This window comes from Polymorphobacter sp. (assembly GCF_048007885.1).
GTDB lineage: Bacteria > Pseudomonadota > Alphaproteobacteria > Sphingomonadales > Sphingomonadaceae > Sandarakinorhabdus.
The window spans coordinates 378,056-404,666 of the sequence record NZ_CP180346.1; the positions used below are offsets into that span (position 1 = coordinate 378,056).

Annotated in this window: 29 protein-coding genes, 1 other RNA gene and 2 pseudogenes; 15 read left to right on the plus strand and 17 right to left on the minus strand. The window is 67.5% G+C overall.

What is annotated here, in order from left to right; genetic code table 11:
• Window positions 1-2: 2 nt before the first annotated feature.
• From ACMVO5_RS01855 to ACMVO5_RS01875, 5 genes are read right to left on the minus strand one after another with little or no spacing between them, the layout of a single operon-like run.
• Window positions 3-524 (minus strand): gamma carbonic anhydrase family protein, encoded by a 522-nt coding sequence (locus tag ACMVO5_RS01855; RefSeq protein ID WP_416908390.1) that lies wholly within the window; start codon window positions 522-524, stop codon window positions 3-5.
• Window positions 524-1,564, minus strand: a complete 1,041-nt coding sequence (gene argC, locus ACMVO5_RS01860; RefSeq protein WP_416908391.1) for an N-acetyl-gamma-glutamyl-phosphate reductase — start codon at window positions 1,562-1,564, stop codon at window positions 524-526. Before argC ends, ACMVO5_RS01855 begins: the two co-directional genes overlap by 1 nt.
• A 12-nt stretch (window positions 1,565-1,576) precedes the next feature.
• A complete protein-coding gene (locus ACMVO5_RS01865) occupies window positions 1,577-2,401 on the minus strand; it encodes a hypothetical protein (RefSeq protein WP_416908392.1) in 825 nt (274 codons plus the stop codon).
• 50 nt (window positions 2,402-2,451) lie between these two features.
• Window positions 2,452-3,435, minus strand: a complete 984-nt coding sequence (gene hemB / locus ACMVO5_RS01870) for a porphobilinogen synthase (protein WP_416908393.1) — start codon at window positions 3,433-3,435, stop codon at window positions 2,452-2,454.
• A 32-nt stretch (window positions 3,436-3,467) separates the two neighbouring features.
• Window positions 3,468-4,235: a lysophospholipid acyltransferase family protein gene (locus tag ACMVO5_RS01875; protein ID WP_416908394.1), complete on the minus strand. Its 768-nt coding sequence runs from the start codon at window positions 4,233-4,235 to the stop codon at window positions 3,468-3,470.
• A gap of 88 nt (window positions 4,236-4,323) precedes the next feature.
• Between ACMVO5_RS01875 and murI the strand changes: the two genes are divergently transcribed.
• The 8 genes and pseudogenes from murI (at window position 4,324) to ACMVO5_RS01915 (ending at window position 10,330) form a co-directional block, all read left to right on the plus strand.
• A complete protein-coding gene (gene murI / locus ACMVO5_RS01880) occupies window positions 4,324-5,106 on the plus strand; it encodes a glutamate racemase (protein WP_416908395.1) in 783 nt (260 codons plus the stop codon).
• Window positions 5,106-5,567 (plus strand): PaaI family thioesterase, encoded by a 462-nt coding sequence (locus ACMVO5_RS01885; protein ID WP_416908396.1) that lies wholly within the window; start codon window positions 5,106-5,108, stop codon window positions 5,565-5,567. Before murI ends, ACMVO5_RS01885 begins: the two co-directional genes overlap by 1 nt.
• The gene (locus ACMVO5_RS01890; protein ID WP_416908397.1) at window positions 5,564-6,601 is read left to right on the plus strand and encodes an enoyl-CoA hydratase/isomerase family protein; all 1,038 of its coding nucleotides are present in this window, start codon (window positions 5,564-5,566) and stop codon (window positions 6,599-6,601) included. The genes ACMVO5_RS01885 and ACMVO5_RS01890 overlap by 4 nt, the downstream gene beginning before the upstream one ends.
• 49 nt (window positions 6,602-6,650) lie before the next feature.
• Entirely contained in the window at window positions 6,651-7,094 is a 444-nt protein-coding gene (gene rpiB, locus ACMVO5_RS01895) for a ribose 5-phosphate isomerase B (RefSeq protein WP_416908398.1), read from the plus strand.
• 11 nt (window positions 7,095-7,105) lie between these two features.
• Window positions 7,106-8,411, plus strand: a pseudogene (gene glyA / locus ACMVO5_RS01900) (serine hydroxymethyltransferase).
• 10 nt (window positions 8,412-8,421) lie between these two features.
• Complete coding sequence (locus tag ACMVO5_RS01905; protein WP_416908399.1) at window positions 8,422-9,078, plus strand: hypothetical protein; 657 nt, start codon at window positions 8,422-8,424, stop codon at window positions 9,076-9,078.
• Window positions 9,078-9,575, plus strand: a complete 498-nt coding sequence (nrdR, locus tag ACMVO5_RS01910) for a transcriptional regulator NrdR (protein ID WP_416908400.1) — start codon at window positions 9,078-9,080, stop codon at window positions 9,573-9,575. Before ACMVO5_RS01905 ends, nrdR begins: the two co-directional genes overlap by 1 nt.
• Window positions 9,572-10,330, plus strand: coding sequence for an RNA methyltransferase (locus ACMVO5_RS01915; protein ID WP_416908401.1), 759 nt, complete (start codon window positions 9,572-9,574; stop codon window positions 10,328-10,330). Before nrdR ends, ACMVO5_RS01915 begins: the two co-directional genes overlap by 4 nt.
• Here ACMVO5_RS01915 and ACMVO5_RS01920 read toward each other — a convergent pair.
• From ACMVO5_RS01920 to ACMVO5_RS01930, 3 genes and pseudogenes are all read right to left on the minus strand, one after another.
• Window positions 10,321-10,860 carry a hypothetical protein gene (locus ACMVO5_RS01920; protein WP_416908402.1) on the minus strand — a complete coding sequence of 180 codons (540 nt, stop codon included), beginning with the start codon at window positions 10,858-10,860 and terminating at the stop codon, window positions 10,321-10,323. The genes ACMVO5_RS01915 and ACMVO5_RS01920 overlap by 10 nt on opposite strands.
• Window positions 10,847-11,075, minus strand: a pseudogene (locus ACMVO5_RS01925) (cold-shock protein). The gene ACMVO5_RS01920 and the pseudogene ACMVO5_RS01925 overlap by 14 nt, the downstream one beginning before the upstream one ends.
• On the minus strand, window positions 11,075-11,479 hold the full coding sequence (locus tag ACMVO5_RS01930; RefSeq protein ID WP_416908403.1) for a Mov34/MPN/PAD-1 family protein: 405 nt from the start codon (window positions 11,477-11,479) through the stop codon (window positions 11,075-11,077). The pseudogene ACMVO5_RS01925 and the gene ACMVO5_RS01930 overlap by 1 nt, the downstream one beginning before the upstream one ends.
• 17 nt (window positions 11,480-11,496) lie before the next feature.
• Between ACMVO5_RS01930 and ACMVO5_RS01935 the strand changes: the two genes are divergently transcribed.
• From ACMVO5_RS01935 to mtgA, 4 genes are all read left to right on the plus strand, one after another.
• Entirely contained in the window at window positions 11,497-12,456 is a 960-nt protein-coding gene (locus ACMVO5_RS01935) for an RluA family pseudouridine synthase (RefSeq protein WP_416908404.1), read from the plus strand.
• 8 nt (window positions 12,457-12,464) lie between these two features.
• Window positions 12,465-13,370 carry an RNA polymerase sigma factor RpoH gene (rpoH, locus tag ACMVO5_RS01940; RefSeq protein ID WP_416908405.1) on the plus strand — a complete coding sequence of 302 codons (906 nt, stop codon included), beginning with the start codon at window positions 12,465-12,467 and terminating at the stop codon, window positions 13,368-13,370.
• A gap of 111 nt (window positions 13,371-13,481) precedes the next feature.
• Window positions 13,482-13,724: a hypothetical protein gene (locus ACMVO5_RS01945; RefSeq protein ID WP_416908406.1), complete on the plus strand. Its 243-nt coding sequence runs from the start codon at window positions 13,482-13,484 to the stop codon at window positions 13,722-13,724.
• Between the two features lie 47 nt (window positions 13,725-13,771).
• On the plus strand, window positions 13,772-14,458 hold the full coding sequence (gene mtgA, locus ACMVO5_RS01950) for a monofunctional biosynthetic peptidoglycan transglycosylase (RefSeq protein WP_416908407.1): 687 nt from the start codon (window positions 13,772-13,774) through the stop codon (window positions 14,456-14,458).
• Between the two features lie 3 nt (window positions 14,459-14,461).
• Here the strand turns inward: mtgA and ACMVO5_RS01955 are convergent, their stop codons facing one another.
• The 7 genes from ACMVO5_RS01955 to ACMVO5_RS01985 all read right to left on the minus strand — a co-directional run bounded on the left by ACMVO5_RS01955 (window position 14,462) and on the right by ACMVO5_RS01985 (window position 20,169).
• Entirely contained in the window at window positions 14,462-14,788 is a 327-nt protein-coding gene (locus ACMVO5_RS01955) for a YbaB/EbfC family nucleoid-associated protein (RefSeq protein WP_416908408.1), read from the minus strand.
• Window positions 14,772-16,430, minus strand: coding sequence for a DNA polymerase III subunit gamma/tau (locus tag ACMVO5_RS01960; protein ID WP_416908409.1), 1,659 nt, complete (start codon window positions 16,428-16,430; stop codon window positions 14,772-14,774). Before ACMVO5_RS01960 ends, ACMVO5_RS01955 begins: the two co-directional genes overlap by 17 nt.
• 65 nt (window positions 16,431-16,495) lie before the next feature.
• An RNA gene (ffs, locus tag ACMVO5_RS01965) (signal recognition particle sRNA small type) lies at window positions 16,496-16,590 on the minus strand.
• A 36-nt stretch (window positions 16,591-16,626) separates the two neighbouring features.
• Entirely contained in the window at window positions 16,627-17,619 is a 993-nt protein-coding gene (locus ACMVO5_RS01970) for a L,D-transpeptidase (protein WP_416908410.1), read from the minus strand.
• A complete protein-coding gene (locus ACMVO5_RS01975) occupies window positions 17,616-17,951 on the minus strand; it encodes a 2Fe-2S iron-sulfur cluster-binding protein (protein WP_416908411.1) in 336 nt (111 codons plus the stop codon). Before ACMVO5_RS01975 ends, ACMVO5_RS01970 begins: the two co-directional genes overlap by 4 nt.
• 8 nt (window positions 17,952-17,959) lie before the next feature.
• Window positions 17,960-19,093 carry a cysteine desulfurase family protein gene (locus tag ACMVO5_RS01980; protein WP_416908412.1) on the minus strand — a complete coding sequence of 378 codons (1,134 nt, stop codon included), beginning with the start codon at window positions 19,091-19,093 and terminating at the stop codon, window positions 17,960-17,962.
• Window positions 19,090-20,169, minus strand: a complete 1,080-nt coding sequence (locus ACMVO5_RS01985; protein ID WP_416908414.1) for a cysteine desulfurase family protein — start codon at window positions 20,167-20,169, stop codon at window positions 19,090-19,092. Before ACMVO5_RS01985 ends, ACMVO5_RS01980 begins: the two co-directional genes overlap by 4 nt.
• A 55-nt stretch (window positions 20,170-20,224) precedes the next feature.
• Between ACMVO5_RS01985 and ACMVO5_RS01990 the strand changes: the two genes are divergently transcribed.
• Window positions 20,225-20,872, plus strand: a complete 648-nt coding sequence (locus ACMVO5_RS01990) for an alpha/beta hydrolase (protein WP_416908415.1) — start codon at window positions 20,225-20,227, stop codon at window positions 20,870-20,872.
• Here ACMVO5_RS01990 and ACMVO5_RS01995 read toward each other — a convergent pair.
• The gene (locus tag ACMVO5_RS01995) at window positions 20,869-21,954 is read right to left on the minus strand and encodes an anhydro-N-acetylmuramic acid kinase (protein WP_416908417.1); all 1,086 of its coding nucleotides are present in this window, start codon (window positions 21,952-21,954) and stop codon (window positions 20,869-20,871) included. The two genes, ACMVO5_RS01990 and ACMVO5_RS01995, sit on opposite strands and share 4 nt — an antisense overlap.
• A gap of 54 nt (window positions 21,955-22,008) precedes the next feature.
• Here ACMVO5_RS01995 and tyrS point away from each other — a divergent pair, with 54 nt between their 5' ends.
• Together tyrS and ACMVO5_RS02005 are read left to right on the plus strand one after the other, a co-directional pair.
• Complete coding sequence (gene tyrS, locus ACMVO5_RS02000) at window positions 22,009-23,214, plus strand: tyrosine--tRNA ligase (RefSeq protein ID WP_416908419.1); 1,206 nt, start codon at window positions 22,009-22,011, stop codon at window positions 23,212-23,214.
• Window positions 23,215-23,513: 299 nt separating this feature from the next.
• Window positions 23,514-23,933 carry a hypothetical protein gene (locus ACMVO5_RS02005; protein WP_416908420.1) on the plus strand — a complete coding sequence of 140 codons (420 nt, stop codon included), beginning with the start codon at window positions 23,514-23,516 and terminating at the stop codon, window positions 23,931-23,933.
• Window positions 23,934-24,309: 376 nt separating this feature from the next.
• Here ACMVO5_RS02005 and ACMVO5_RS02010 read toward each other — a convergent pair whose 3' ends face one another.
• On the minus strand, window positions 24,310-26,535 hold the full coding sequence (locus ACMVO5_RS02010; protein ID WP_416908421.1) for an arylsulfatase: 2,226 nt from the start codon (window positions 26,533-26,535) through the stop codon (window positions 24,310-24,312).
• Window positions 26,536-26,611 lie beyond the last annotated feature (76 nt).

Below are 26,611 nucleotides of genomic sequence, written 5' to 3' on the forward strand. Positions count from 1 at the left end.
GCTCAGCCTGACAGGGCGGCGCGGTGGGCCTTGGCGAGCTCGACATAGCCGGCGGCACCGGCGCGGTTTCGGGCGATTTCTTCGGCGCTGAGCGGGCGGGTGAGGCGAGCGGGGCGGCCGGTCCAGAGTTCGCCCTGGCCGATGCGTTTGCCGGGCGGCAGCAGCGATCCTGCCGCGAGCATGCCGTCTGTCTCGATCACGCAGGCGTCCATGACGATGGCGCCGAGGCCGACGAAGCTGTGGCTTTCAAGCACGCAGCCATGGATGAGCGCCATATGGCCAACGAGGACATCGTCGTGGATTTCGGTGCCGTGGCGCTTGCGGGTGACATGGACGACCGAGCTATCCTGGATGTTTGACCGGGCGCCGACGATGATGCGCTCGACATCGCCGCGCAGCACGCAATTGTACCAGACCGAGCTGTCCGGCCCCAGCGTGACATCGCCGATGACCTGTGCGCCGGGCGCGATGAAGGCGCTTTCATGGACGCTGGGGCTGATGCCGTTGAAGAAATGGACGGGCATCAGGGGAACAGGGGGGCGGCTTCCAGGCCCATGGTTTCGGGCAGACCGAGCGCGATGTTCATGTTCTGGATGGCCTGTCCTGACGAGCCCTTGACCAGATTGTCGATGGCCGCAACGACGATGGCGCGGCCGGCAATCCGGTCGGGGAAGACATTGACGACGGCATGGTTGGAGCCGCGCACCATGCGGGTGGCCGGGGCCTTGCCTTCGGGCAGCAGGTGCACGAACGGCTCTTCGGCATAGCGGCTGGCAAGTGCTGCGCGCAGGCTGGCAGGCGTTTCGCCGGCTGCCATCTCGACGATGCAGGTGACCAGCTCGCCGCGGTTGATGGGGATGAGGTGGGGGGTGAAGCTGATGGTGACGGCTTCGCCGGCAGCGAGGCCGAGCTGCTGCTCGATTTCCGGCATGTGGCGGTGATGGCCAAGGCCATAGGGATGCACGGCTTCGGCCACTTCGGCGAAGAGATTGGCTTCCTTGGCGGCGCGGCCGGCGCCGGTGACGCCGGAGAGCGCGTTGATGGTGATGCGCGCGGGCGTGATCAGCCCGGCTTCGAGCAGCGGCACCAGCGCCAGCAGCACGGCGGTGGGATAGCAGCCGGGGCAGGCGATGAGCTGGGCCTCGACAAGATCGTCGCGGGCGAATTCGCTGAGGCCGTAGACGGCGGCGGGTAGCAGATGCGGGCTGGGATGGGCGTTGCCATACCACTGCGCATAGGTTTCAGCCGATTTGAGCCGGAAATCGGCGGAGAGATCGATCACCGTGCAATCGGGGATGGTGCTGAGCAGGCTGGCAGATGCAGCGTGCGGCAGGCAGCCGAAGACGACATCGATGGCGGCGAAGTCGACGGCTTCGGCCGCTGTGAGATCGGGCAGCTGATAGGGCGCGAAATGCGGCCAGATGGCGGCCATTGACTGGCCGGCCTTGCTATTGGCGGCGAGTGCGGTGATCTCGATCTGGGGATGGGTGAGGGCGAGGCGCACGAGATCGGCGCCGGTATAGCCGGAGGCGCCGAGGATGGCGGTGCGGATGCGTTTGCTCATGGGATTGATGCGTTAGGGGAAGGGGCCGACGGGTTCAACTGCTTCGCGCGGCGGCGGGGCGGTGAAATCGATGCGGATCTGCACCCATTCGCCGACCTTGTATTCGCCGCCCACGCGCGGCGGGCGGACGCGGAACTGCCAGGCGGCGTTGCGGATGGCGCGGGCGAGGCCGGAGCCGGGGCGGCTGTCGCCCATCTCCTGACAATCCTCGACGCGGAAGCCGATGACGGTGCGGCAGGCGATGAGCGCCCAGCTGCCGGCGGGCACGCCGGTCTTGGGCAGGTAGAAGGCCAGCTCGGCATCGGTTGGCTCGCGGTACCATTCGGCGGCATAGAGGGTCTTGCCGGCGAGGCTGGAGGGACGGTTTTGCGAGGGGCCATAGGTAGGGCCATAGACGGCGGGCGCCGAGACGATGCGGCTGTCAGGCAGCGCAGCCTCGGCGGCTTCGGCTTCCTCGCGGCGGTTGGGCAGCTTGCGGATGTCGAGATCGAGCTGCATGACGCCGAGATCGATGGGCGGGGCCGGGGCATCGAGCGTGGGCGGGCTGGCGGGCTGGCTGGCCTTGGGCTTGGGCGTGGGGCTGGGCTGGGCAGGCGCGGGCGGCGTTTCTGATTTTTCCGGCTGGGGGGCGAGGATGTTGAAGGTTTCCATAGCGTTGCGGCCCATTTGGGCGAGCTTGGCGCGCGGCGTGATGGTGAGAAGGACCAGGGCGATGAGACCATGGATGAGCAGCACCGCCAGCAGGGCGATGGCCCGGCTGGAGCGCGGATAGCGCAGTTGTGGCCAGCGTGCCGGCGGCCACCAGCGCGTTGGGGGGCGTATGGCTTCGGCGCGCATGTGCTTTGCCTAGACGCGCCAGCGCATGCCCGCAACGGGGCGCGGCGCCGCTAGCCGAGCAGCCGGGCGGCGTGTGGCGCGTGATAGGTGAGCACGCCCGCGCAGCCGGCGCGCTTGAAGGCGGTGAGGGCTTCAAGGATGGCGCGGTCCCGGTCGAGCACACCAGCGGCAATAGCGGCTTCGATCATCGCATATTCGCCGCTCACCTGATAGGCGAAGATCGGCACGTCGAAGCTGTCCCGCAGGCTGCGGATGATGTCGAGATAGGGCAGGCCGGGCTTGACCATGACACTGTCGGCGCCTTCGAGAATGTCGAGCTCGACTTCGCGCAGCGCTTCACGCGCATTGGCGGGGTCCATCTGATAGGTTTTCTTGTCGCCCTTGAGATGGCCGCTGGAGCCGACGGCATCGCGGAACGGGCCGTAGAAGGCCGAGGCATATTTGGCCGAATAGGCCATGATCTGCACCAGATCGAAGCCGTGCGATTCAAGGCCGTCGCGGATGGCGCCGACGCGGCCGTCCATCATGTCGGAGGGCGCGATGATGTCGGCCCCGGCGCGGGCCTGGTTGAGCGACTGGCCGATCAGCACCTCGATGGTGGCGTCGTTGAGGATGCGGCCATCTTGCGTGAGCAGGCCGTCATGGCCATGGGTGGTGTAGGGATCGAGCGCGACATCGGTGAGCACGCCGAGCTCGGGCGCGGCATCCTTGAGCGCCCGGATCGCCTGGCACATCAGATTGTCGGGGTTGAGCGCCTCGGCGCCGTCTTCCGAGCGACGCTCGGGCTGGGTGTTGGGGAAGAGCGCGATGCAGGGGATGCCGAGGGAGGCCGCCTCCTTTGCAGCCTTGGCCAGCATGTCGACCGAGAGGCGGTTGACGCCGGGCATGGTCTTGATCGGCTCGGTGACGCCGGTGCCGCTGGTGACGAACACCGGCCAGATGAGATCGGCCGGCGTGAGGATGGTCTCACGGTGGAGGGCGCGGCTCCAGGCGGCGGAGCGGGTGCGGCGGAGGCGGGTGGCGGGATAGGTCATGGGCTGGTTCCTAGCGTTGGCGGACGCGGCTGTCACGCGACCGGATGGCCATAATGTTGGTGGAGCGCATCGGCGATGCGGCGGCGGGCTTCATGGGCGATCTGCTTGCGATCGGGATGGTCACCGGGATCGAAAGGCGGGAGAAAGCGCAGGTGGCAACCGATGGGCTGGCGGCTGGTGAAGATGCGCCAGGCGTTTTGGGGCGCGGTCTCCTCGCCGATCCAGGCCAGATGACGGCCCTGTGCATCGAAGCAGATGGCGACCGGCTGGATGAGCAGGCGGCGCGGCGGCGGCATCAGCACGGCGAACAGCGAAGGCTTGAAGGGCAGCAGCGCGCGGCCGTCGGTCGTGGTGCCTTCGGGGAAGATGGCGACCGGCTGGTGCGCGGCGAGCGCCTCGCGCAGTTCGGCGACCTGGCGGCCGACCATGTGCCGCTCGGTGCGCGAGACGAAGACGGTGTTGTTGAGCCGGGCGAGCCAGCCGACCAGCGGCCAGCTCTTGATCTTGTCTTGCGAGACAAAGGCGGTGCCGGTGCGGCCGGCGAGGATGGGAATGTCGATCCAGCCGACATGATTGGCGACGAAGAAGACATCATGGAGCAGCATCTCGCCCTCGACCGTGATGCGGACGCCGAGGATATGGCTGACGGCGGCGAGAAAGCGGCGGGGCCAGGGGGAGGGCGCGCGGCTGAACCAGTGGCCGGGCAGGCAGGCGGCGAGGGTGACGAGGATGGCGGCGGCGCGCAGGGCGAAGCGGGCCGCGCCGAGCGGGTTTTTCAGGAGTGTTTGTGCGGCCCCCACGCTGCTGTCGCTAGCCGAGCAGGGGCGGACGGGCAAGATTTGGCTGCGCACTCTTTCTGGAGAGGGCCATGTCGGGCTAGGTGGGGGCATGGCGGCTCCGATTCTGATGTTCGATTCCGGTGTGGGCGGGCTTTCGGTGCTGGCGCCGGTGCGGGCGCTGATGCCGGGGCTGCCGGTTGTTTATGCAGCGGACAATGCGGGCTTTCCTTATGGCACCAAGGAGGAGCGCGATCTGCTGGCGCGGGTGCCGGCGCTGCTCGGGCGGCTGGTGGAGCGCTATCGGCCAAGGCTGGTGGTGATCGCCTGCAACACGGCGTCCACGATCGCGCTGGCTTCGGTGCGCGCTGCGCTCGATGTGCCGGTGGTGGGCACGGTGCCGGCGATCAAGCCGGCAGCGCTGGCCAGCCGCTCGCGCGTCATCGGCGTGCTCGGCACGCGCGCCACGGTGCGGCAGGCTTATGTCGACCGGCTGGCGGCGGAGTTTGCCAGCGATTGCCTTGTGTTGCGCCATGGCTCGGCGGCGCTGGTGGAGATGGCGGAGGCCAAGCTGCGCGGGCAGCCGCCGACTGTAGAGGCGGTGGCGGCCGAGCTGGCGGGGTTGACCGATCAGCCGGGCGGGGCGGCGATGGACCGGGTGGTGCTGGCCTGCACGCATTTTCCGCTGTTGCTTGAAGAATTGCGGGCGGCGCGGCCTGATCTGGGGTTTGATGATGGCGGGGCGGGCATTGCCCGGCGCGTGCAGGCGCTTTTGGGCGGCGATGCAAGCGGGCCGGGCGGCGGTTTTGCCGTGTTCACCCGCGCAGATGCTGAGGTTGACCGGCTGGCGGGCGCGCTTCAAGGCTTTGGGCTTACTCATGTCGAGGTGTTGTGATGGCGCTCAGTGATGCCGAACTCATGGCGCGGATGAACCGCTTCGTGCCGCCGACCGCGATGCTGCTTGGGCAGGAGATTGTCGAGATCGACAGTGCGGCGGGGCGGGTGCGGATGAAGTTCATGCCGGTGCCCGAATGTCGCAATCCGATGGGCCATGTGCAGGGCGGCTTTGTGGTGGCGATGCTCGATGATGCCGCCGCCTTTGCCGCCATCGTCAAGTCGGGCGAGCGCATCGGGATACCGACGATCGAGCTGAAGGCGAGCTTTTTTGCGCCAGCACCCGCAGGCGTGCCGCTGTTTGCCGAGGGGCGGTGCATCAAGCTGGGCCGGCGGGTGGCGTTCATGGAAGCCGACCTGTTTGATGAGGCGGGCAAGCTGCTGGCCCGGCTTTCGACGAGCGCCGTGCCGCTGCCGCCGCAGGGTGATGGCCCCAACCCCAATCTTGTGGAGCGCAAATGATGGATGACGAACTTCTGGTCGAGCGGCGCGGGCGGGCAATGTGGCTGACGCTCAACCGGCCCCAGGCGCTGAATGCGCTCAACCGGCCGATGGCGCTGGCCGTGCACCGGGCGCTGTTTCAGGCGGCGGCTGACCCGGATGTGGCGCTTGTGGTGATCGAGGGTGCGGGCGAGCGGGCGTTTTGCGCCGGCGGCGATGTGGCGCTGCTGGGCCGCGAGGGGCGCGAGAACCGGGCGCTGTGGGAAGGCTTTTTCCATGACGAATACCGGATGAACCAGGCCATCGCCCGGCTCGACATGCCCTATGTGGCGCTGATCGACGGGGTGACGATGGGCGGCGGCGTGGGGCTTTCCATCCATGGTCCCTACCGGGTGGCGACCGAGCGGACGCTGTTTGCCATGCCCGAGACCGGCATCGGGCTCATTCCCGATGTGGGGGGCACCCATGCGCTGCCGCGCCTGCCGGGCGAGATCGGGACTTGGTTGGCGCTGACCGGGGCGCGGCTGAAGGCGGCGGACTGCATTTATGCGGGCATCGCCACGCATTTCGTGCCGAGCGAGCGGTTGCCGGTGTTGTGTGACCTGCTCGCCAGCGCCGAGGAATTGGTGGAAGAGGTGCTGGCGACGCTTGATGCGCCGGCGGGCGAGGCGCCGCTGGAGGCGCTGCGCGATGCGATCGACTTTCATTTTTTGCATGACACAGTGGAAGACATATTGGCCTCGCTCGATAATGGGGACGAGTGGGCGCGTGAGCAGGCAGCGACCATCCGGCGGATGTCGCCGACCTCGTGCAAGCTGACGCTGGCGGCGCTGCGCATGGGCGCCGAAGCCGAGATCGAGGAGGCGCTGGTTACCGAATACCGGATGGTCTGCGCCATCCGCCATGGCCATGACTTTTTCGAGGGCATCAGGGCGCAGCTGATCGACAAGGATCGCAACCCGAAGTGGCAGCCGGCGACGCTCGAAGAGGTGAGCGAAGACGATGTGGCCCGCTATCTGGTGGTCCCCGACAGTGGCGATTTGACCTTCGAGTAGGCGGCGGCGCGCGGTTGAAGCGCGGCGCGGCAGCGGCTAGGGACGTGGGATGGGTGCTATTGCTCTTGCTTCCGACCATGCCGGCTATGCGCTGAAGGCGCTGCTGGTCGATGAGCTGCGCGCCGCTGGCCATGAGGTGCTCGATCTCGGCCCGGCGAATGAGGACCGGGTGGATTATCCCGATTATGGCGCGGCGCTTGCGGCCGCCATTGCCGAGGGGCGGGCGAGCCGGGGCATCGCCATCTGCGGATCGGGCATCGGCATTTCGATGGCAGCGAACCGTGAGCCCAAGGTGCGCTGCGCGCTGGTGACCAGCGGCCTGATGGCGCGGCTGGCGCGGCAACACAATGACGCCAACTGCATTGCGCTCGGCGCGCGGCTGACCGGCGTGGACGCGGCGCGCGACTGTGTGAAGGAATTTCTGGAAACCGAATTCGAAGGCGGGCGTCATGCCGGCCGGGTGGCGAAACTGGGCCTTGGCCGAGGCGATTGAGGAGCGAAGACATGAGCACCAACCCTGTGATGCTAGATAGCGCGGCCGGCTTTTTTGAAGACGGGCTGGCGGCCTCCGACCCGGCCGTGGCGGCGGCGGTGGCGGCCGAGCTTGATCGGCAGCAGAACCAGATCGAGCTGATCGCCTCTGAGAACATCGCCTCGCGGGCGGTGCTGGAGGCGCAGGGCTCGGTGTTCACCAACAAATATGCGGAAGGTTATCCGGGCAAGCGCTATTATCAGGGCTGTGCGCCGTCGGACACGGTGGAGCAGCTGGCCATCGACCGGGCGAAGGCGCTTTATGGCTGCACCTATGCCAATGTGCAGCCGCATTCGGGCGCGCAGGCGAACGGTGCCGTGATGCTGGCGGTGACCAAGCCCGGCGACACGATTTTGGGCATGAGTTCTGGACGCGGGCGGGCATCTGACGCACGGCGCCAAGCCGGCGATGAGCGGCAAATGGTTCAACGCCGTGCAATATGGCGTGCGGCGCGAAGATCATCTGATAGACTTCGATCAGGTCGAGGCACTGGCGCTGGAGCACAAGCCGACGTTGCTGATTGCGGGCGGTTCGGCCTATCCGCGCGTGATCGATTTTGCCCGCTTCCGGGCGATTGCCGACAAGGTGGGGGCGACCTTCCTTGTCGACATGGCGCATATCTCGGGGCTGGTGGCGGCCGGTGCCCACCCCTCGCCGCTGCCGCACGCGCATATCGTGACGACCACCACGCACAAGACGCTGCGCGGCCCGCGCGGCGGGCTGATCCTGTCGAACGACGAGGCGCTGGGCAAGAAGCTGAATTCGGCGGTGTTTCCGGGGCTGCAGGGCGGGCCGCTGATGCATGTGATCGCCGCCAAGGCGGTGGCGTTCGGCGAGGCGCTGGAGCCGGAATTCAAGGATTATATCGCCCGCGTGATCGTCAATGCGCAGACGTTGGCGGCAAAGCTGGTGGAGCGTGGCTGCGCCGTGGTGGCCGGCGGCACCGACACGCATCTGGCGCTCATCGACCTGACGCCCAAGGGGCTGACCGGCAAGGATGCCGATGAGGCGCTGGAGCGCGCCGGCATCACCTGCAACAAGAATGGCGTGCCCTTTGATCCGCTGCCGCCGACCAAGACCAGCGGCATCCGGGTCGGCTCGCCGGCCGGCACGACGCGCGGCTTTGGCCCGGCAGAATTCGCCGCGATCGGCGACATGATTGCCGATGTGCTTGACGGGCTGGCGGCGAATGGCGAGCATGGCAACACAGAGGTCGAGAAGGCGGTGAACGCGCGGGTGCGGGCGCTTTGTGCGCGCTTCCCGATCTATTCGAGCTGAGGAGGCCGGCATGAGCGAGGACGCGGACACACCGGAAGGGACGCCGGCCAAGGCACCGGCGCCGCGCAAGCGGGCGGCGCCCAAGGCAGCCGCTGCGGGCAAAAAGGCGGCGCCGAAGAAGCCTGCCGCCAAGACGGCGGCGGCAACCGCGTCCGCACCCAAGCCGCGCAGCCGCGCCAAGGCCAAGCCTGAGGCCGCGCCTGCGCCGAGTGACGTGCAGCGGCTGGCTGACGAGGCTGTGGCCAAGGGCCGGGCCTTTCTGGAGACCGACGCTGGCAAGAAAGTGGCCGCAGCGAGCGAGGCGGCGTTTGAAAAGGCCGAGGAACTGGCCAGCCGCGCCCGCGAAAGCGAGACCGGCCGCAAGGTTGCCGCGCGCGCCAGCGAACTGGCCGAAGAGGCGCGCGAGAGGCTGTCATCGAGCGAGATCGGCAAGCGGGTCAGCGAGAATGTCGAGGACCTCTCCCGCAAGGTGACCGAGACCGAAACCGGCAAGCGCGTTGTCGAGACCGGCAAGGATGTGGTGGGCACCAGCCTTGGTCGCAACATGGCGGTGGGTGCGGCCGCCGGTCTTGTGCTGGGCGCGCCGCTGCCGTTTGTTGGCCCTGTTCTGGGCGGCGTGATCGGCGCAGGCATCGGCTATCTTCGCACCATCACGAAGAAGAGCTGATGCGCTGTCCCTTTTGCGGCAATGAAGACAGCCAGGTGAAGGACAGCCGTCCGACCGAGGACGGGGCTGCGATCCGGCGTCGGCGGCAATGCCCGGCCTGTGGCGGCCGCTTCACCACCTTCGAGCGCATCCAGCTGCGCGAGATGCTGATCGTCAAGAAGAGCGGCAAGCGCGAGGTGTTTGACCGGGACAAGCTGGCGCGTTCGATCGAGATCGCCTGCCGCAAGCGCCCCGTTTCCGAAGAGCGGATCGAGCGGATGGTCAATGGCGTGGTGCGGCGGCTCGAATCGAGCGGCGAGGCCGAGATTGATGCGGGTGTGCTCGGCGAGATGGTGATGGAAGGGCTGCAGGCGCTCGATCCGGTGGCCTATATCCGCTTTGCCAGTGTTTACCGTGACTTTCGCGAGGCGCGTGATTTCGAGACGTTCGTTGGCTCGCTGTCCGTGGTGGCCCGCTCGGTGGAGCCTGACGCCCCCATGGAGCCTGACCAGCAGTGAACGGGCCGCCGCCGGCGGTCATTCTGGTCCGTCCCCAGCTTGGCGTGAACATCGGCGCCGTGGCGCGGGCGATGATGAACTTCGGACTGACCGATCTGCGGCTCGTGCGCCCGCGCGATGGCTGGCCCAACCCGGATGCCGGGCCTGCGGCGAGCGGGGCGGGGGCGATTCTCGATGCGGCAAGGGTTTACGACGATGTGGCGAGCGCGTGCGCTGGGCTGCATCTGGTCTTTGCCACCGCCATGCTGATGCGGCCGCTGACCCGGCGGGTGGTGACGCCCGAGCGCGCAGTGGCCGAATTAAGGGCGCTCGGGCTTTCGCAGGGGATGGGCGGCGGCATCCTTTTCGGGCCGGAGCGGACCGGGCTGGAGACCGCCGACCTTGCGGTGGCGCATGCGGTTTGCTCCATCCCGACCAACCCGGCGTTCGGCTCGCTCAACCTGGCGCAGGCGGTCGTTGTCTGTGCCTATGAATGGATGCGCCAGCAGGAGACCATGCCGGCTGATGAGCTCGTCAACTATTCCGGGCCGGCGCCGATGGAGAAGCTGGAAGCGCTGATTGTCGATCTCGATGAGCGGCTGGGCGCCAACCGCTATTACAGCAACGGACCCGGACGGCGCGAGGCGGCGATGCTGACGCTGCGCAATCTCCTGACCCGGCCGCAGTTCACGGAAGGAGAGGTGCGCACGCTGCGCGGGGTGGTGCGCATATTGAACGTGCCGCGCGGGGCGGCCGGCGACAACAATCAGGACTGAGCGAAGGACAGGCCGGCGGGATGCGGCGCGAGCGTCCAGCCGCTGGCTTTTGCCTGAGCGGCGGCGAGCGCGATCATGCTGCCGCGTGGCTCGTCGCTGACGCGCGAAAGTGCTGCTGCGAGCGCCTTGGCGGCGGGCGTTTCATCGGTCCAGTGCGCGCCCTTGGCGGTGACGCTGATGGGCGTGGTGCGGCTGAGCTCGGCAAGAATGAGGACCGAGGCGGCGATGACATTGGCCGACGGCGCGTTGGCGGGCAGGTCGAGCGTGACGCTGGTGTCAGGCAGCGCTTCGGCGAACAGCTTTTCGAGCGGGGGCGCCGACATGACGGCGGCGCTGCCCATGGCGAGGCGAACGAGCTTGAGCCGGGCCGCGAGCCGGCGGATGGCCTGGGTGATCAGGCTGTTGATCTCGGGATCCCCCTGATCGCCGAGCAGTTCGCTTGCGGTGAGAAGCGTGGCGATCGGGCTGGCAAGATCGTGGCACAGCCAGCGGGCGACGAGCGCGCTTTGGGTGGGGTCAGACTTGGTCATCTTGGGTTGCCTTTGTGCGCAGTCCGAGCGCCAGCAGGCGCCCGTCGCCCCCCTGCGTCAGCTCGAATTCGAGCCGTTGGCCGGGGGCAAGGGTTTCGAAGTCCCGCGCCTTGTATCGCGGAGACATGAACAAAAACATCACGCGGTCCATGGTCGGGCGTGATGAAGCCAAAGCCTTTCTTGGCGTCATACCATTTGACCGTGCCGGTCGCCATCAACAGGACTCCAGCGTGAGCGCGGCGAAGCGGCCGTACAGCGGGCCATCGGCGGCGGCGTGCCAGGCGCTGAGGCCGCCCGACGCGGCGATCAGCCAGATCTGGCCGTTCTCGAGCGCGCGCGCCGCATCGCGGCGGGAGGGTTCGGCATGGCCATTTGGGTGCGAATGATAATGGCCGAGCACGCGCAGGCCCGCACCCCGGGCGCCACGATGGGCGGCGAGCAATTGGGCCGGATCGATTTCGAAGCTGGTTTCAGGGTCGGCGGCGACGTTGCGGGTGGCGCGCGCCTCGGTGATGCGGGCTGCCTGGCCGAGCAGCAGGCCGCAGGCTTCACGTGGGTGTTCGGCATCGGCATGGGCGAGGATTTGCCGGCGCACATGACTTGCAATCTGGACGATCATCACGACATCGCTATCCGATGGGGCCTGACAAGTCGATTGATCTTGTGATTTCAGCCGATGCGGCGGGCTGGCGGCTGGACCGTGCGCTGGCCGCTGCGGTGCCGGCGCATAGCCGCGAGCGGCTGAAGGCGCTGATCTCGGCCGGCCAGCTGAGCGGGCCGGACGGGGAACTGTGGCGCGACCCGGCGCGCAAGATGAAGGGCGGCGAGGTGCTGTGCCTGCGGATTCCGCCGGCGCGGCCCTCGGATACGCAGGCGCAGGACATTCCGCTCAGGATCGTGCATGAGGATGAGGCGCTGCTGGTGGTCGACAAGCCGGCCGGGCTGGTGGTGCATCCGGCGGCTGGCAATCTCGATGGCACCATGGTCAATGCGCTGCTGCACCACTGCGCCGGGCGGCTGTCGGGCATTGGCGGGGTGGCCCGGCCCGGGATCGTGCACCGTATCGACAAGGATACCTCGGGGCTGCTGGTGGTGGCCAAGACCGACACTGCGCATGAAGCGCTGGCACGCCAGTTTGCTGCCCATACGGTGGAGCGGCGCTATCTGGCGGTGGTGGCGGGCGTGCCGGTGCCGCCGGCGGGGCGGATCGACGGCGCGCTGGCGCGTTCGACCGCCAACCGGCAGAAAATGGCCATTGTCGCTGACGGGCGCGGCAAGTGGGCGGTTACCCATTTCCGCACACTCAGGGCCTTTGAAGGGGCGGCACAGGTTGAGTGCCGGCTGGAGACGGGGCGCACCCACCAGATCCGGGTGCACATGGCTTCGATCGGCCATCCGCTGGCCGGCGACCCTGTTTATGGGCGGATGCCGGGGCGGCTGGCGACGGTGTTGCAGGCGCTGAACTTCCGTCGTCAGGCGCTGCACGCGGCCACGCTCGGCTTTGTTCATCCGCTGTTGGGGGAGACCATGGCATTTGAATCGCCACTCCCGGATGATATATCGGACTTGATTGGTCGTCTTTCAGGCGACGTGTAGGAGGACTTATGGCGAATGTGCCGGCAAAGATGAGCATTCCAGCGCTGGGCGGCGAGGCCGGGCTCAACCGCTATCTGGCGGAAATCCGCAAGTTTCCCATGCTCTCGCCCGAGCAGGAATATATGCTTGCCAAGCGCTGGGCCGAGCATGAGGACCCGGAGGCGGCCGCCCAGCTGGTGACCAGCCACCTGCGGCTCGTGGCGAAGATCGCCATGGGCTATCGCGGCTATGGCCTGCCGGTGGCGGAGCTGATTTCGGAAGGGAATATCGGGCTCATCCAGGGCGTGAAGAAGTTTGATGCCGAGAAGGGCTTTCGGCTGGCGACCTATGCGATGTGGTGGATCAGGGCGGCGATCCAGGAATATATCCTGCGCTCCTGGAGCCTGGTGAAGATCGGCACCACGGCAGCGCAGAAGAAGCTGTTTTTCAACCTGCGGCGGCTGAAGGGCAAGATCGGCGCCACCCAGGACGGGGATCTGCGCGGCGCGGACCTGGAAAAGATCGCGACCACGCTCGGGGTGAGCGAGGACGAGGTTAACGCCATGAACCGGCGGATGTCGATGGGCGGCGACGCCAGCCTCAACACGCCGCTGCGCGAGGAAGGCGAGGGCGAGTGGCAGGACTGGCTGGCCGACAGCGGCCCGCTGCAGGACGAGCTGGTGGCCGACGAACAGGAGCGCGACCAGCGCCATGCGCTGCTCACCGAGGCGATGGGCGCGCTCAACGAACGCGAGCGGCATATCCTGACCCAGCGCCGCCTGATCGACGAGCCCGAGACGCTGGAGGCGCTGAGCCAGCAATATGACATCAGTCGCGAGCGGGTGCGGCAGATCGAGGTGCGCGCCTTCGAGAAGCTGTCGAAAGCCATGCACGCGCTGGCCACCGAACAGCGGCTCCTGCCCGAGGCTGACTGACCGCAAAGCGGAGAGGCGATTTTTTCTCGCGCCTCGTCGTTGAACTTTAACCTTATTGCGCCATTGTGCAGTGCAGCGCGAGTGATGTCTCCGCGTCACATTGGGGTATCTATGGCTTTGGTTCGGTGGCTTTCCATTGTCTGTCTGGCAGGGCTCGCAGCCTCCCCGGCGCTGGCCCTCAAGGTCATTGACGATCAGCCGGGCCGGCGCGCTGCGGTTCAGCCGGTCTCGCAGCAGGCGCTGGTGGACCCGGCCCGGGCAGCACCGGGCGGGCTTAGCAGCCTGGAGACGGCGGTGATGCTGCTGGGCAGCCTCGTATTCAGTGCGGCTCTTCTGGGGCGCAAGCCGGATTGACGCCGCCGCCGCTGGCGCGCAAGCGGGATCCCTGAATTGGGGGACATGTGCGCCGAGCACTTTCGTCATCGATCGTTGGACTGGCGCGGCGGGTGCTGCTCTGGTCGTTCATCCTCAGCCTTGGCTGGGTGCTGACCTACCGTTTTGTGCCGGTGCCTTTCACCTGGCCGATGGCGCGGGATTTTCTGGCCGGTCAGGACGTGCAGCGGGACTGGACAGCGCTTTCCGACATTTCGCCGGCGCTGGCCCGGTCCGTGATCGGCGCGGAGGACAGCGGTTTTTGCAGCCATCATGGCTTTGACGTGGACGCAATCCGGGCGGCAGCGATGCGCAATGCGCAAGGCGACCGGCTGCGCGGCGGCTCGACGATTTCCCAGCAGACGGCGAAGAACGCCTTTCTCTGGCCTGGGCGCTCCTGGCTGCGAAAGGGGCTGGAGGCCTGGTTCACGCTGCTGATCGAGACGCTCTGGGGCAAGCAGCGGATCATGGAGGTCTATCTGAATGTCGCCGAGATGGGGCCGGGCATTTACGGCGCCGAGGCGGCAGCACGGCATCACTTCGGTGTATCTGCGGCGCAGCTGAGCCGGCGGCAGGCGGCGCAGCTGGCGGCCGTGCTGCCACAGCCGATCAAGCGCAACGCTGGGCGACCGGGGCCGTTCGTGCGCCGCTATGCCGGCAGCATTGAGAAGCGCGCCCGTGTGGTGGCCACAGACGGGCTGGACGCCTGCCTCTAGGCGCTACATGCCGGGCAGCTTGAAGCCCGGCGGAAGCGGCATCCCGGCCGTCAGCTTGGCCATTTCGGCGCTGCCGGCCTGATCGGCCTTGGCCTTGGTGTCATTGAAGGCGGCGGTGATCAGGTCTTCGAGCATTTCTTTCGAATCGGGCGTCAACAGCGACGGATCGAGCTGCACGCCGCGCACCTGCCCGCGCGCGGTGGCGCGGATGCGCACCATGCCGCCGCCGCTCATGCCCTCGACGATGATGTTGTCCAGCTCGGCCTGGGCCTTGGCCATCTGCTCCTGCACATTGCGGGCGGCAGCCATGAGTTCATCGAGATTGGGCATTGCTGGTCCTTTCCTGGGCATCGACGCTGATGATCTCGGCGTCCTTGAAATGATCGAGAAGTGCCGCAACCGTCGGGTCGCGCGCGGCCGCCTCGCGGATCGAGGCGCGGGCAGCGGTGTCGGCCTCATGCAGCGTGGCGCCGCCGCCGTTTTCTCGGAAGCTGATGTCCCATTCGGTGTCGGTCCAGGCCTGCAGGCAGCGGGCGATCTCGGTCAGCGGCTCGCGCCTGGGATTGGGACCGGTTGCGAGCACCAGGCGCGGCGGACTGGCAGACGGCGCATAGTCGATGAGCCGCAGCTCGTCGGAGAGCATATGGGCAAGCTGGGGCTCGGTATTGGCTTCGAAAAGCCGCACGATCGCGGCCAGATCCTGCGGCAGACGCATCGATGGCTGGGGCGCTGCGGGGCGCGCCACAGGCGCAGCAGCGCCGGCCGGCATCGCACCACCTTCGGCGAGCGCACGCAGCACCTCGCCCGGATCTGGCAGCTGGCTGGCGTGGATCAGGCGCAGCAGCGCCATCTCCGCCGCCTGCAGCGGGTCGGGCGCGGCCTGCACATCGGCAAGCCCCTTGAGCATCAGCTGCCAGAGCCGGTGCAGCGCTGGAAAATCGAGCCGTGCTGCCCAATCCTCGATGGAGCCGCGCTCCTCGGCGCTGAGCGCATTGTCTTCAGCGGGCGCGATGCGCGTGCGGGTGATCATATGGACCAGCCCCAGCAGCTCGCGCAGCAGCGCTTCGGGCTCACGGCCCAGCGCATGCTGTTCAGCGACTGCGGCGAGCATGGCCGGGGCATCGCCGGCGAGGCAATGGCCAAGCAGCGCACGCACGGCGCCGCGGTCGGCGAGGCCCAGCATGTCGCGCACCTGGGCGGCCGAAACCCTGTCACCGCCGTGCGCAATGGCCTGGTCGAGCAGCGACAGGCCGTCGCGCACCGAGCCTTCGGCGGCGCGCGCAATGAGTGCCAGCGCCTCCGGCTCGGCCTCGACCTTCTCCTTCGCCGCGATTCCGGCGAAATGCTCTGCGAGCACATCGGCGGGCACGCGGCGCAGGTCGAAGCGCTGGCAGCGGCTGAGCACGGTGACGGGCAGCTTCTGCACCTCGGTGGTGGCGAAGATGAACTTCACATGCGGCGGCGGCTCCTCGAGCGTCTTCAACAATGCGTTGAAGGCGTTTTTCGAGAGCATGTGAACTTCGTCGATGATGTAGATCTTGTAGCGCGCCGAGACGGCGGCGTAGCGCACCGCCTCGATGATCTCGCGCACGTCATCGACGCCGGTGTTGGAGGCGGCGTCCATCTCGATGACGTCCATGTGGCTGCCGCTGGCGATCTGCTGGCAGTGGCTGCATTGGCCACAGGGCTCGATGGTCGGCCCGCCCTGACCGTCCGGGCCGATGCAGTTGAGGGCGCGCGCGATGATGCGCGCGGTGCTGGTCTTGCCGACGCCGCGCACGCCGGTGAGCAGCCAGGCCTGTGCCAGCCGGTCGCGCGCAATGGCGTTGGCCAGCGTCTGCACCATGGCCTGCTGGCCGATCAGCCCGGCGAAATCTCCGGGGCGATATTTGCGGGCGAGCACGCGGTAGGCGGGCGGTGGCGCAAGAGGCACATCATCGCCGAACAGGCTGGAATCGGTTGAATCGGTCATTGGGGGAAGGTGTAGCGGGTTGGGCCGCTCGCGTCATTTCATTCTGCGCGGATGTGCCCTCGGCGCGGTGGGAGCCGGGAACGACCCAGCGCGAATTCGTTACGGCTGCTTCCTTCCGGACCTGACCGGGTTGGCGAGAGCGCTGCCCGCCCGACTCCCACGCGCCATATGGGGCAGATGGGGGCCGAGGGCAAGGTCAGTCGTTGGTGATGACGGTGAGCGCCGTGCCGGTGCGCCCTTCGAGCAAGCCGCCGTCGGTGGCAAGCAGCGTGGTGCCTTCGCCGACCAGCGGGCGCAGCGCCGCGACAAAGGCGGGCGGGATGGTGACGGCATCGAGCGCGTCCTTTTCCACGGCCTGGCCTTCGCGGGGCTGGTAGGTGGAGATGGCGGTGTAGATCCAGCGCGCGGTGCCGTCGGGCGCGCGGCCGGCGAATTGGGCGGCGCGGGTGCCGATGTGGAAATCCTTGGGCACGGACACACGCGCCCGGCCGATCTCGACACCGGCACGGAAGACAATCAGCCGCTTGTTGGCGCTGGTGAGGACGATGGTCAGCGGTCCCTCGGGCGCGCGCTCCGGGGTCCAGCGGAAGATGTCGCGGTCATCGAGCGGGTCGGCAAGGGCGGCGGCGAGATCGCCGTCTCTGGCGGGTGCGAAGCGCGCGAGAACGGCGTCGCTTTCCACGGTTTCGGGCAGCAGCGGCGCATCATGGACGATCACCGTCATGCCCATGGGGCTGGCGGCAAACAGCGCTTCGGCAAAGGCATAGGGCAGGCGGATGCAGCCATGGCTGGCTGGATAGCCGGGCAGATTGCCAGCATGAAGCGCAATCCCGTCCCAGGTCAGGCGCTGCATGAAGGGCATGGGCGCATCATTGTAGAGGTTTGAGCGGTGATCGCGGTTCTTTTGCAGGATCTGGAAAACGCCTGTTGGCGTGCGCTTGCCGGGCTTGCCCGAGGAGATGGTCGAGGCACCGATGCGGACGCCGTTGCGGTAGACATAGGCGCGCTGGACGGCAAGATTGACGGTCAGCAGCATCGGGCCGGCGGGCGCGATGGCCCCGTCCCAGATCCATTCGCCCGGCTTGAGAGCGAGAACAGCACTGTCGAAGGGGGCCGGCGTCTTGGCGCCTTGGGCGTGAAGAGGCGCAGCGAGACCTGCCAGCAGCAGGACGCGGCGCGAGAATGTCATTTTCGGCTCATGTCGATGACGCCCGGCGGCATGCGCACATCGAGGCTGGCGATATCGGCGGTGAGCATGATCTGGCAGGCCAGCCGCGAGGCACGGCTGGCGCCCACGGCGAAATCGAGCATGTCCTCTTCCTCGTCGCTCGGCTCGGGCAGCTTGTCGACGTCCCCGCCGATGATGAGGACATGGCAGGTGCTGCAGGCCATGGCGCCTTCGCAGCTGCCTTCGAGCGGCTGGCCATGAATTTGGGCGAGATCGAGCAGGCGGGTGCCACTTGGCGCCTCGACACTTTCGACGAGCGTTCCATCCTGTGCGAAGAACCGGATCTGGGGCATGGGCGTGGTCAAGCGGCCTCTGCGGTGATGCGCGTGATAAGCGCGTTGATTTGTTGCACTGCAATATCAATGTCTGAAGCAAGTGTGAAGCGTCCGAAACCAAGACGCAGGGCGGATTTTGCATCAGCCTCTTTGAGGCCCAGCGCGGTGAGCACATGGCTGGGCCGGCCGGTGACGGCGCTGCAGGCCGAGCCCGAGGAGGCTGCGATGCCCGGGAGCAGCGGCAGGATGGGGCGGCCCGACAGCGCGGGGAAGCCCAGATTGACGAGGCCGGGCCAGGCGGCCTCGCGCGTGCCATGGATGCGGTGGGCGACATTGAGGCCGGCGAGCAGCCGGTCATGCAGCGCTCTCGCATGGGCGGCGTCTTCGGCCATGAGCACGCCTGCGATGCGCGCGGCTTCGCCCAGCCCGACGATGAGCGGGGTGGCGAGCGTGCCCGAGCGGCCATCCTCTTGTCCGCCGCCGTGCAGCAGCGGCGCGATGCGGGTGAACGGGCGGCGATAGAGCGCGCCCACACCCTTGGGACCGTAGATCTTGTGGCCGCTGAGGCTGAGCAGATCGATCCCCATCGCCTCGACATCGAGCGGAATCTTGCCAAAGGCCTGGGCGGCATCGCTGTGCATGACCGCGCCGACGCTGTGCGCCAGCCGGGCGATGTCGGCGAGCGGCTGGATGACACCGGTCTCGTTGTTGACCGCCATCACCGAGACCAGCGCGACATCCTCGCCGAGCGCGCGTTCGAGGTCGCCGAGATCGACGAGCCCGCTTTCGCGGACGGGCACGACGGTGAGGGTGGCGCCGATGCTGGCCAGATATTCAGCCGTTTCGAGCACGCAGCTGTGTTCGGTGGCGAGCGTGACGATGCGGCGGCGGGTCTGGCCCGGCGCCATCAGCAGGCCCTTCAAGGCCCAGTTGACCGCTTCGGTGGCGCCGCTGGTAAAGGCGATGCTCTCCGCTGTCGCCCCGAGCAGCGCGGCGACCTGAGCGCGGGCCGTCTCGACCGCAGCCCGGGCCTCATAGCCCCAGCGGTGCGCGCTGTGCGGGTTGCCGAAATGGGCGACGCCCCAGGGTTCCATGGCAGCGGCAACGGCGGGGTCGAGCGGCGTGGTGGCGCCGTAATCAAGATAGATGGGCAGGGTCATGCGGCTCTCTTTCGCAGCCGCGCTGCCATCGCCTCCCAGGCGTCGGCAAAGGCTGCGAGCTCCTCATCGGTGGTGGCGGGCGACAGGCTGACGCGGATGGCCTCGCCGGCCGCAGCGCCCAGCCCCATGGCCGCAAGCACATGGCTGGCGCTGGCCTTGCCGGACGAACAGGCAGCCCCGGCGCTCACCGCGAAGCCGGCGAGATCGAGCGTCATCAGCTGGGTCGTGGCCGAGACGCCGGGCATGCCGATGCTGCTGACATGCGGGCCGCGCGGTGCGGCTTCGCCGTGAATGACGGCGCCGGCGGCCTTGAGCCGGGCTTCAAGCGCGGTGCGGCGACGCTGGACGGCGGCCCAATCGGGCGGCGGGGCGGCAAGGGCGGCGGCCCAGCCGGCATGGGCGGCGAGCGCCGGCGTGCCGGGGCGGTGGCCGTGCTCCTGCGCGCCGTCGCGTGCGGCAAGCGCCGCGGATGGGGCAGCAATGAGCGCGCCTGCGCCCATCGGGCCGCCCATCTTGTGGGCGGAGAGGGCGCGGTAATCGGCTTTAGGCAAGGCCAGCTTGCCGGCGGACTGGACGCAATCGACCAGCAACAGGCCGCCATGGCTGTGCACCAGCGCGGCGATGGCGTCGATCGGCTGGATGACGCCGGTCTCGTTGTTGACATGCTGGACCGCAACCAGCGCCGGGCCGTGGGACAGCGCTGAGGCCAGGGCCTCAATGTCGAGCAGGCCGTGGCGGTCGACGGGCAGGCGCGTGATGTCGGGGCGGGCGGCGAGCATGGCGCTATGCTCGGTGGCGCTGGCGAGGATGCGGCCATGGGGGGCGAGGGCAAGGCTGATGGCTTCGGTGCCGCCGCTGGTCAGGATGACATCATCGGGCGCGCAGGCGGCGAGACGGGCCAGCGCATCGCGCGCAGCTTCAAGGGCTGCGCGCGCCTCCCGGCCTTCGGCGTGGAGCGAGGCAGGGTTGCCGGGCAGCGCCAGCGCCTCTGCCATGGCGGCGCGCGCCTCTGGCCAAGCCGGGGTGGTGGCGGCATGGTCGAGATAGATGCGGCTTTTGATTGCGTGATCGCGCATCTGGGCACTATAGACGAGGCTGCGTTTTGCGCACACCCTTTGCGATGGGAGCCCTATGCCCGAAGTCATTTTTCCCGGCCCGGAAGGCCGGCTGGAAGGCCGTTATCAGCCCGGTCCCGTGCCGCGTGCGCCCGTGGCGATCCTGCTGCAGCCGCATCCTGCCCAGGGCACGATGAACCACCCGATCGTGATCGCCCTCTATAACAGCTTCGTGAAGCGCGGCTTTGCGGTCTTGCGCTTCAATTTCCGTGGGGTCGGGCGCAGCGAAGGCGTGTTCGACAATGGCATTGGCGAGCTTTCCGATGCGGCGAGCGCGCTTGACTGGGTGCAGCAGTTCAACCCCGAGGCGCGGACGACCTGGGTGGGCGGCTTTTCCTTCGGCGCCTGGATTGGCATGCAATTGCTGATGCGGCGGCCGGAGATCAAGGGGTTCATCTCCATCGCGCCGCCGGCGAACATGTATGATTTCAGCTTTCTGGCGCCCTGTCCTTCGAGCGGCATCATCGTTGACGGCGAGGTGGACGAGGTGGTGCCGACCTCTGCCGTGCTCAAGCTGGTCGAGAAGCTGAAGACGCAGCGGCACATCACCATCGAGCACCAGACCATCGCCGGGGCCAACCATTTCTTCCAGAACGAGATGGATCTGCTGATGGGCGCGGTGGACGGATATCTCGATATGCGGCTGGCGGACGGCGGCCGCTAGCCAGCGCGGCGGCCGCCGGTTTGGGGGGCGGGGACGCCGGTTGTTTCGGGCCAGCTGAGGGGCAGGCCACGGTGGCTTCGGACGGCGAGCCAGGCGAAGGCTTCGGCCTCGAGCGCGTCACCGTTCCAGCCGACGGCTTCGACCGGGGCGGTGGGGACGCCGGTGTGGCGCTCGATCATCGCCATCAGCACCGGGTTGTGGCGGCCGCCGCCGGTGACGAGCAGGCGGGCGAGCGGCGGGACATGGCCGAGCGCGAGGCGGACCGTTTCGGCGGTGAAGGCGGTGAGCGTGGCGGCGCCGTCTGAAGGGCTCAGCGTGCGGACGGGGGCGATGTCGAAATCATTGCGGTCGAGCGATTTGGGGGGCGGCGCGTCGAACCAGGGCAGGTCGAGCATGGCGGTGAGGATGGTCTCCTGTATGCTCCCGGTGGCGGCGAGTTGGCCATTTTTGTCATAGGCTTGGCCGGTGGCGGCGCGCACCCAGTCATCGATGAGCGCGTTGGCGGGGCCAGTGTCGAAGCTGCCCCATTCGCGCTCGCTGAACCAGGTGAGATTGCCGACGCCGCCGAGATTGAGGACGCCTAAAGGCCGGCCAAGGGCGACGGAGCGGGCGCGATGATAGCCCGGGGCGAGCGGGGCGCCCTGGCCGCCGGCGGCGACATCGGCACTTCGGAAATCATGGATGACGGGCAGGCGGGTGGCGGTAGCGAGCAGGTCGGCGTCGCCGGTCTGCCAGGTCCAGCCGGATTTGGGGCGGTGGGCGACGGTGTGGCCGTGGAAACCGATCAGGGCGACGTCTTCGCGCGGCGTGCCGGTGGCGGCGAGGAGGCGGTGGACGGCGATGGTGTGGAGGCCGGCGAGTTCGGCCGAGACGGCGTCGATCAGCGGGTCGGAGGCGGGGCGGGTGAGTTCGAGGGCGCGGGCGCAGGCTGCCCCAAGTCTTGCTTGGAAATCAAGCTCATAGGCTATGGTGAGGAAGCCCTTGGGCTCGGCGATCTCCTCGCCGTCGGTGAGGAGGAGGGCGGCATCGATGCCGTCGCGCGAGGTGCCGGACATGAGGCCGAGGGCAAGCAGGGGTCGCATGGATACACGCTAGCGGCTTGGCGCGGGCCTGTCATGCGGGGTATGGGCGCAGGCATGACATATGCATCCGATCTTCTGACCACGCTCGAGACGCGGGGGTTCATCCATCAAGTCACTGATCCGGCAGGCCTGGATGAGGCGTTGAAGGGGCGGATCACCGGCTATATCGGCTTTGATTGCACGGGGCCGAGTCTGCACATCGGGCATCTGGTCTCGATCATGATGCTGAGGCACCTGCAGCGGGCGGGGCACCGGCCGATCGTGGTGATGGGCGGGGGGACGACCAAGGTGGGCGACCCGAGCGGCAAGGATGATGCGCGCCAACTGCTTGATGATGAACGGATTGCGGCGAACATGGCAAGCATTCGCACGGCTTTTGAGCGGTTTCTGGTGTTTGGCGACGGGCCTTCGGATGCGCTGATGGTCAACAATGACGACTGGCTGTCGGGGCTGGCCTATGTGCCCTTCTTGCGGGACGTGGGCAGGCATTTCTCGGTCAACCGGATGCTTTCGTTCGACAGTGTGCGGCTGCGGCTGGAGCGGGAGCAGCCGTTGTCGTTTCTTGAATTCAACTACATGATCCTTCAAGCCTATGATTTTCTTGAGCTGAACCGGCGCTTTGGCTGTGTGTTGCAGATGGGCGGGTCGGACCAATGGGGGAATATCGTCAATGGCACCGACCTCATCCGGCGTATCGAGGGGCGGGAGGCCTTTGGGCTGACGACGCCGCTGATTACCCGTGCTGATGGATCGAAGATGGGCAAGACGGCGGCCGGGGCGGTTTGGCTGAACCGTGAGCTGCTTTCGGACTTCGATTATTGGCAGTTCTGGCGGAACACCGATGATAGAGACGTGGAGAGGTTCTTGAAATTGTTCACCGATCTGAACCTGGATGAGGTGGCGGAGGTGATGGCCGGCGACATCAATGCGGCCAAGGTGCGCCTCGCCACCGAGGCGACTTCGCTGTGCCGGGGGCGGGCCGAGGCGGAGGCCGCGGCGGCGACGGCGGCGGCGACCTTTGGCGGGGGGGCCGGGGAGGCGCTGCCGAAGTTTGAGGTGGCGGGGCCGGTGACGATATTGGAGGCGCTGGTCGGGCTTGGCTTTGCGGCTTCGAAGGGCGAGGCGCGGCGGCTGGTGGCGGGCGGGGGTGCGCGCATCGACGGCGAGGCGGTGTCGGATGAGGCGGCGATGGTGGCACCCGGCGCCAAGGTCTCGGCCGGCAAGAAGCGGCACGGGCTGGTGGTTTCGGGTGGGGTTTGAGGGGGTCTGGAAGGTCAGGAAGGTTAGGGGGTCGCGGGGGTTTTCGTGATTTTTGGGTCACAGGCAAGAGAAATATATCCTATTTGGTTATGAATTGCAACCTGAATCTGACTTGATCCGAATCGAACGGCGGGCCTGAAGAGGCGGGGCGGACGGGATGCCGGAGGCCGGGGGCGCAGCGATGCGGCGGCGGCGCTGGGCTGTGATCTGATTGCTATTAATAAACGCTTGCAAAAACATAGGGGTGTGACCATGTAACATGCCAGCGTGTTTTGCTGGTGTGGTGGGAGCGGGCGGTTATGCGGATCTTGGTGATGCTGGCGGCGATGGCTGGCCTGGGGTTGGCGGGGCCGGTGATGGCGCAGAAGACGGGGGCGGACGCGCAGGCGCTGAGCGCGAGCGAGGCGGCGGACAAGCGGGTTTGGCTGGACGAATTGGCGCGGTGGAATGCCGAGCATATGGCGGCGGTGCGGCGGCTGGAGGCGGTGGCGGCGGCGCTGAAGGGGCATCAGACGGGCTTTGACTTGCATGAACGCGAAGTGCGCGCGCATGGAACGGCGCAGGGCGACAGCGATGTGACCGAGATGCACCCGCGGATCAGAACGGCGCATGAGCAGGCGCGCAATGTGCATGACGATCTGATGGACGCGGTCGATGCGTTGGAGCGGGTGATGCGCAAGAACCTCGGCAAGACCCAGTCCTTTCCCGACGCGCGCTGAATATCTGGGGGCGCATTTGCTTCCGGGGCATGGGGCCCCAGTCGCCGGAGGATTTTGTTTGTTCGACGTGCGCGGCGAGGCGATGGTGCGGCGAATTTTTGGCCGCACTGCCGGAGCGCGGCGCGGCTTGCCGAGGAATGGGTGCAGGGACGAGTCCCTGCCCGCCGGAGGCTTTCTTGCGTTTTCGCTGGTGGGGTGGGTTGTGCTTAGGCCCCGGCTCAAGGCCGGGGCGATGGGGCGGGTTGGGTTGGCGGCGGGGCGGTCTGGACTTTGGTTTCTGGTGTCGGGGGCGGGAGATGGGCCCCCACCTTCGCGGGGGTGACGAAGAGGGAGCGGGGGTGACGGGGAAGAGGGGGCGACGGGGTGGTTTGGGTGGTTAGTTGAGGGTGATGGTGAGGCGGTGGAGTTGGCCCTGGAGGGGGGCGGGGGCTTTGACGGCGGTGGAGATGTGGGAGCCGCCGGTTTGGGCGATGTGGAGGGCGAAGCCTTCGCCGGCGTTGGTGAGGTTGACGCGGGGCAGCGGCTGGGTGGTGACGGGGGTGCCGTCTACGGCGAGGGTGAGGGTGCCGCTGATGGTCTGGAAGGCGCTGGCGGGCGTGGTGCAGCTGGTGCAGGTGAAGCGGGCTTCGAGGCGGTGGCGGCCGGGGGGGAGGGGGGCGGCGGTGGTGACGGTTTGGGCCCGGGTGCCGATGCTGTTTTCATATGTGAGGCGGCCCTGGTCGAGATACCAGATGAAGCCCTTGCCTTTGAAGCCGAAGCTGGCGAGCACGCCGCTGGCGGCTGGCTGGTCGATCTCGACATCGGCTTCGAGGGTGAAGCTGCGGTTGAGCTTGGGGAGTTGGGCATAGGGAATGTGGCTGGCGCCTGAGTAGAAATCGAAGCGATTGCGGCCGTTGAAGGGGAAGGGCTTGGTGGCGGAGCGGAAATTGGCGCCGCCCAGCGGTTCGACGAGGTTGGCCTTGGCTTCGCGGTCGAACAGGGCTTTGAGTTCGGCAAGTTTTTCAGGATATTGGCTGGCGAGATTGCGAGACTGGGTGAAGTCCTGTGTGATGTTGTAGAGCTCCCATTCGTCCTGCGTCTTGCCCGGCGCGTATCGGGCGCTGAGTGCCGAGGCCATCCAGCCCTCGTGATAAATGGCGCGGTTGGTGAGCAGCTCGAAATATTGGGTGGGGTGGGGGCTGGGGGCGGACGGGCTGGCGAAGGTGGGGCGCAGGCTGGCGCCCGGGAGCGGGCGCTGGGGGGTGCCGTTGACGGCCTTGGGCGGGGCGAGGCCGATGAGATCGTAGAGGGTGGGGACGATATCGGTGACATGGGTGAATTGCGGGCGGAGCGCGCGGTTTCTCGGCAGATGACCGGGCCAACTGATGACCATGGGCGCGCGCAGGCCGCCGAAATGGGAGGCGACGGTTTTCCAATATTGGAAGGGGGTGTTGCCCATCCAGCCCCAGCCGCCTTGCGACTGGTTGTAGGGCACATCCGGCCCGCCGAACTCACGCAAGCGGGTGAGATTTTCGCTGACGCTGGCTTCGCCGCCGTAGCCGGGGAGCGGTGTGCCGAGCGCGCCATTGTCGCCGGCGATGTAGAGGATGAGGGTGTTGGGATCGGCGGCCCGGGCGGCGTTGATGATGCGGCCGAGATGATGATCGGTATAGGCGAGATAGGCGGCGTAGACTTCCATCTGGCGGGCGTAGAGGCGGCGCTCATCGGCGCTGAGGCTGGCCCATGCGGGGATTTGGGCGGGGATCTGGGCGGGGCGCGGCGTGAGGACGGCAGACGGGGGGATGATGCCGAGCGCTTTCTGGCGGGCGAAGACCTGGGCGCGCAGTTCGTCCCAGCCGGCGTCGAACTTGCCGTGATAGCGGGCGATCCAGTCTGACGGGGCATGATGGGGGGTGTGGGTGCCGCCGGTGGCGACATAGAGGAAGAAGGGCTTTTGATCGGCCATGGAGCGGTGTTGGCCGAGCCAGCCGAGCGCCCTGTCGGCGAGGTCTTTGGTGAGGTGATAGCCTTGTTCGGGGGTGTAGGGGGCCTCGATATGGGTCGTGTTTTCGTAGAGGCGGTCGGGCTCCCACTGATTGTCTTCGGCGCCCATGAAGCCGTAGAAATATTCAAAGCCCAGCCCTGTGGGCCAGCGGTCGAACGGGCCGGCGGGCGAGATCTCCCATTCGGGCGTGTTGTGCCATTTGCCGATGGCGGCGGTGTTGTAGCCGCTTTGGCGCAGGACTTCGGCGACGGGCGCGGTGTTTTTCTTCCAGTAGCTGTCATAGCCGGGGTGGGCGGCGGCGTATTCGGTGATGGCGGCGAAGCCTGTTGCGTGGTGGTTGTGGCCGGACAGCAGCGCGGCGCGGGTGGGGGAGCACATCGCGGTGACGTTGAAATTATTGTAGATCAGGCCTTCATCGGCGAGCGCATCGAGGGCGGGGGTCTGGGCGAGGCCGCCGAAGCTGCTGGTGTCGGCAAAGCCGGTATCATCGAGGAGGATGAGGAGGACGCTGGGGGCGTCTTTGGGGGCTTTTGGGGCGAGCGGCCAGTGCTCTGTGGGGGCGGCGCCGAGCAGCGGCAGGGCGGCGAGCAGGGCGAGGGCGCGCGGGATGTTGATCATGATGCGTGGTCCCCCCTGATTGCTGCGCTTGAGGCTAGGGGATTTGGCGGCGGCAGCGCGGGGGACGCGGGGTTTG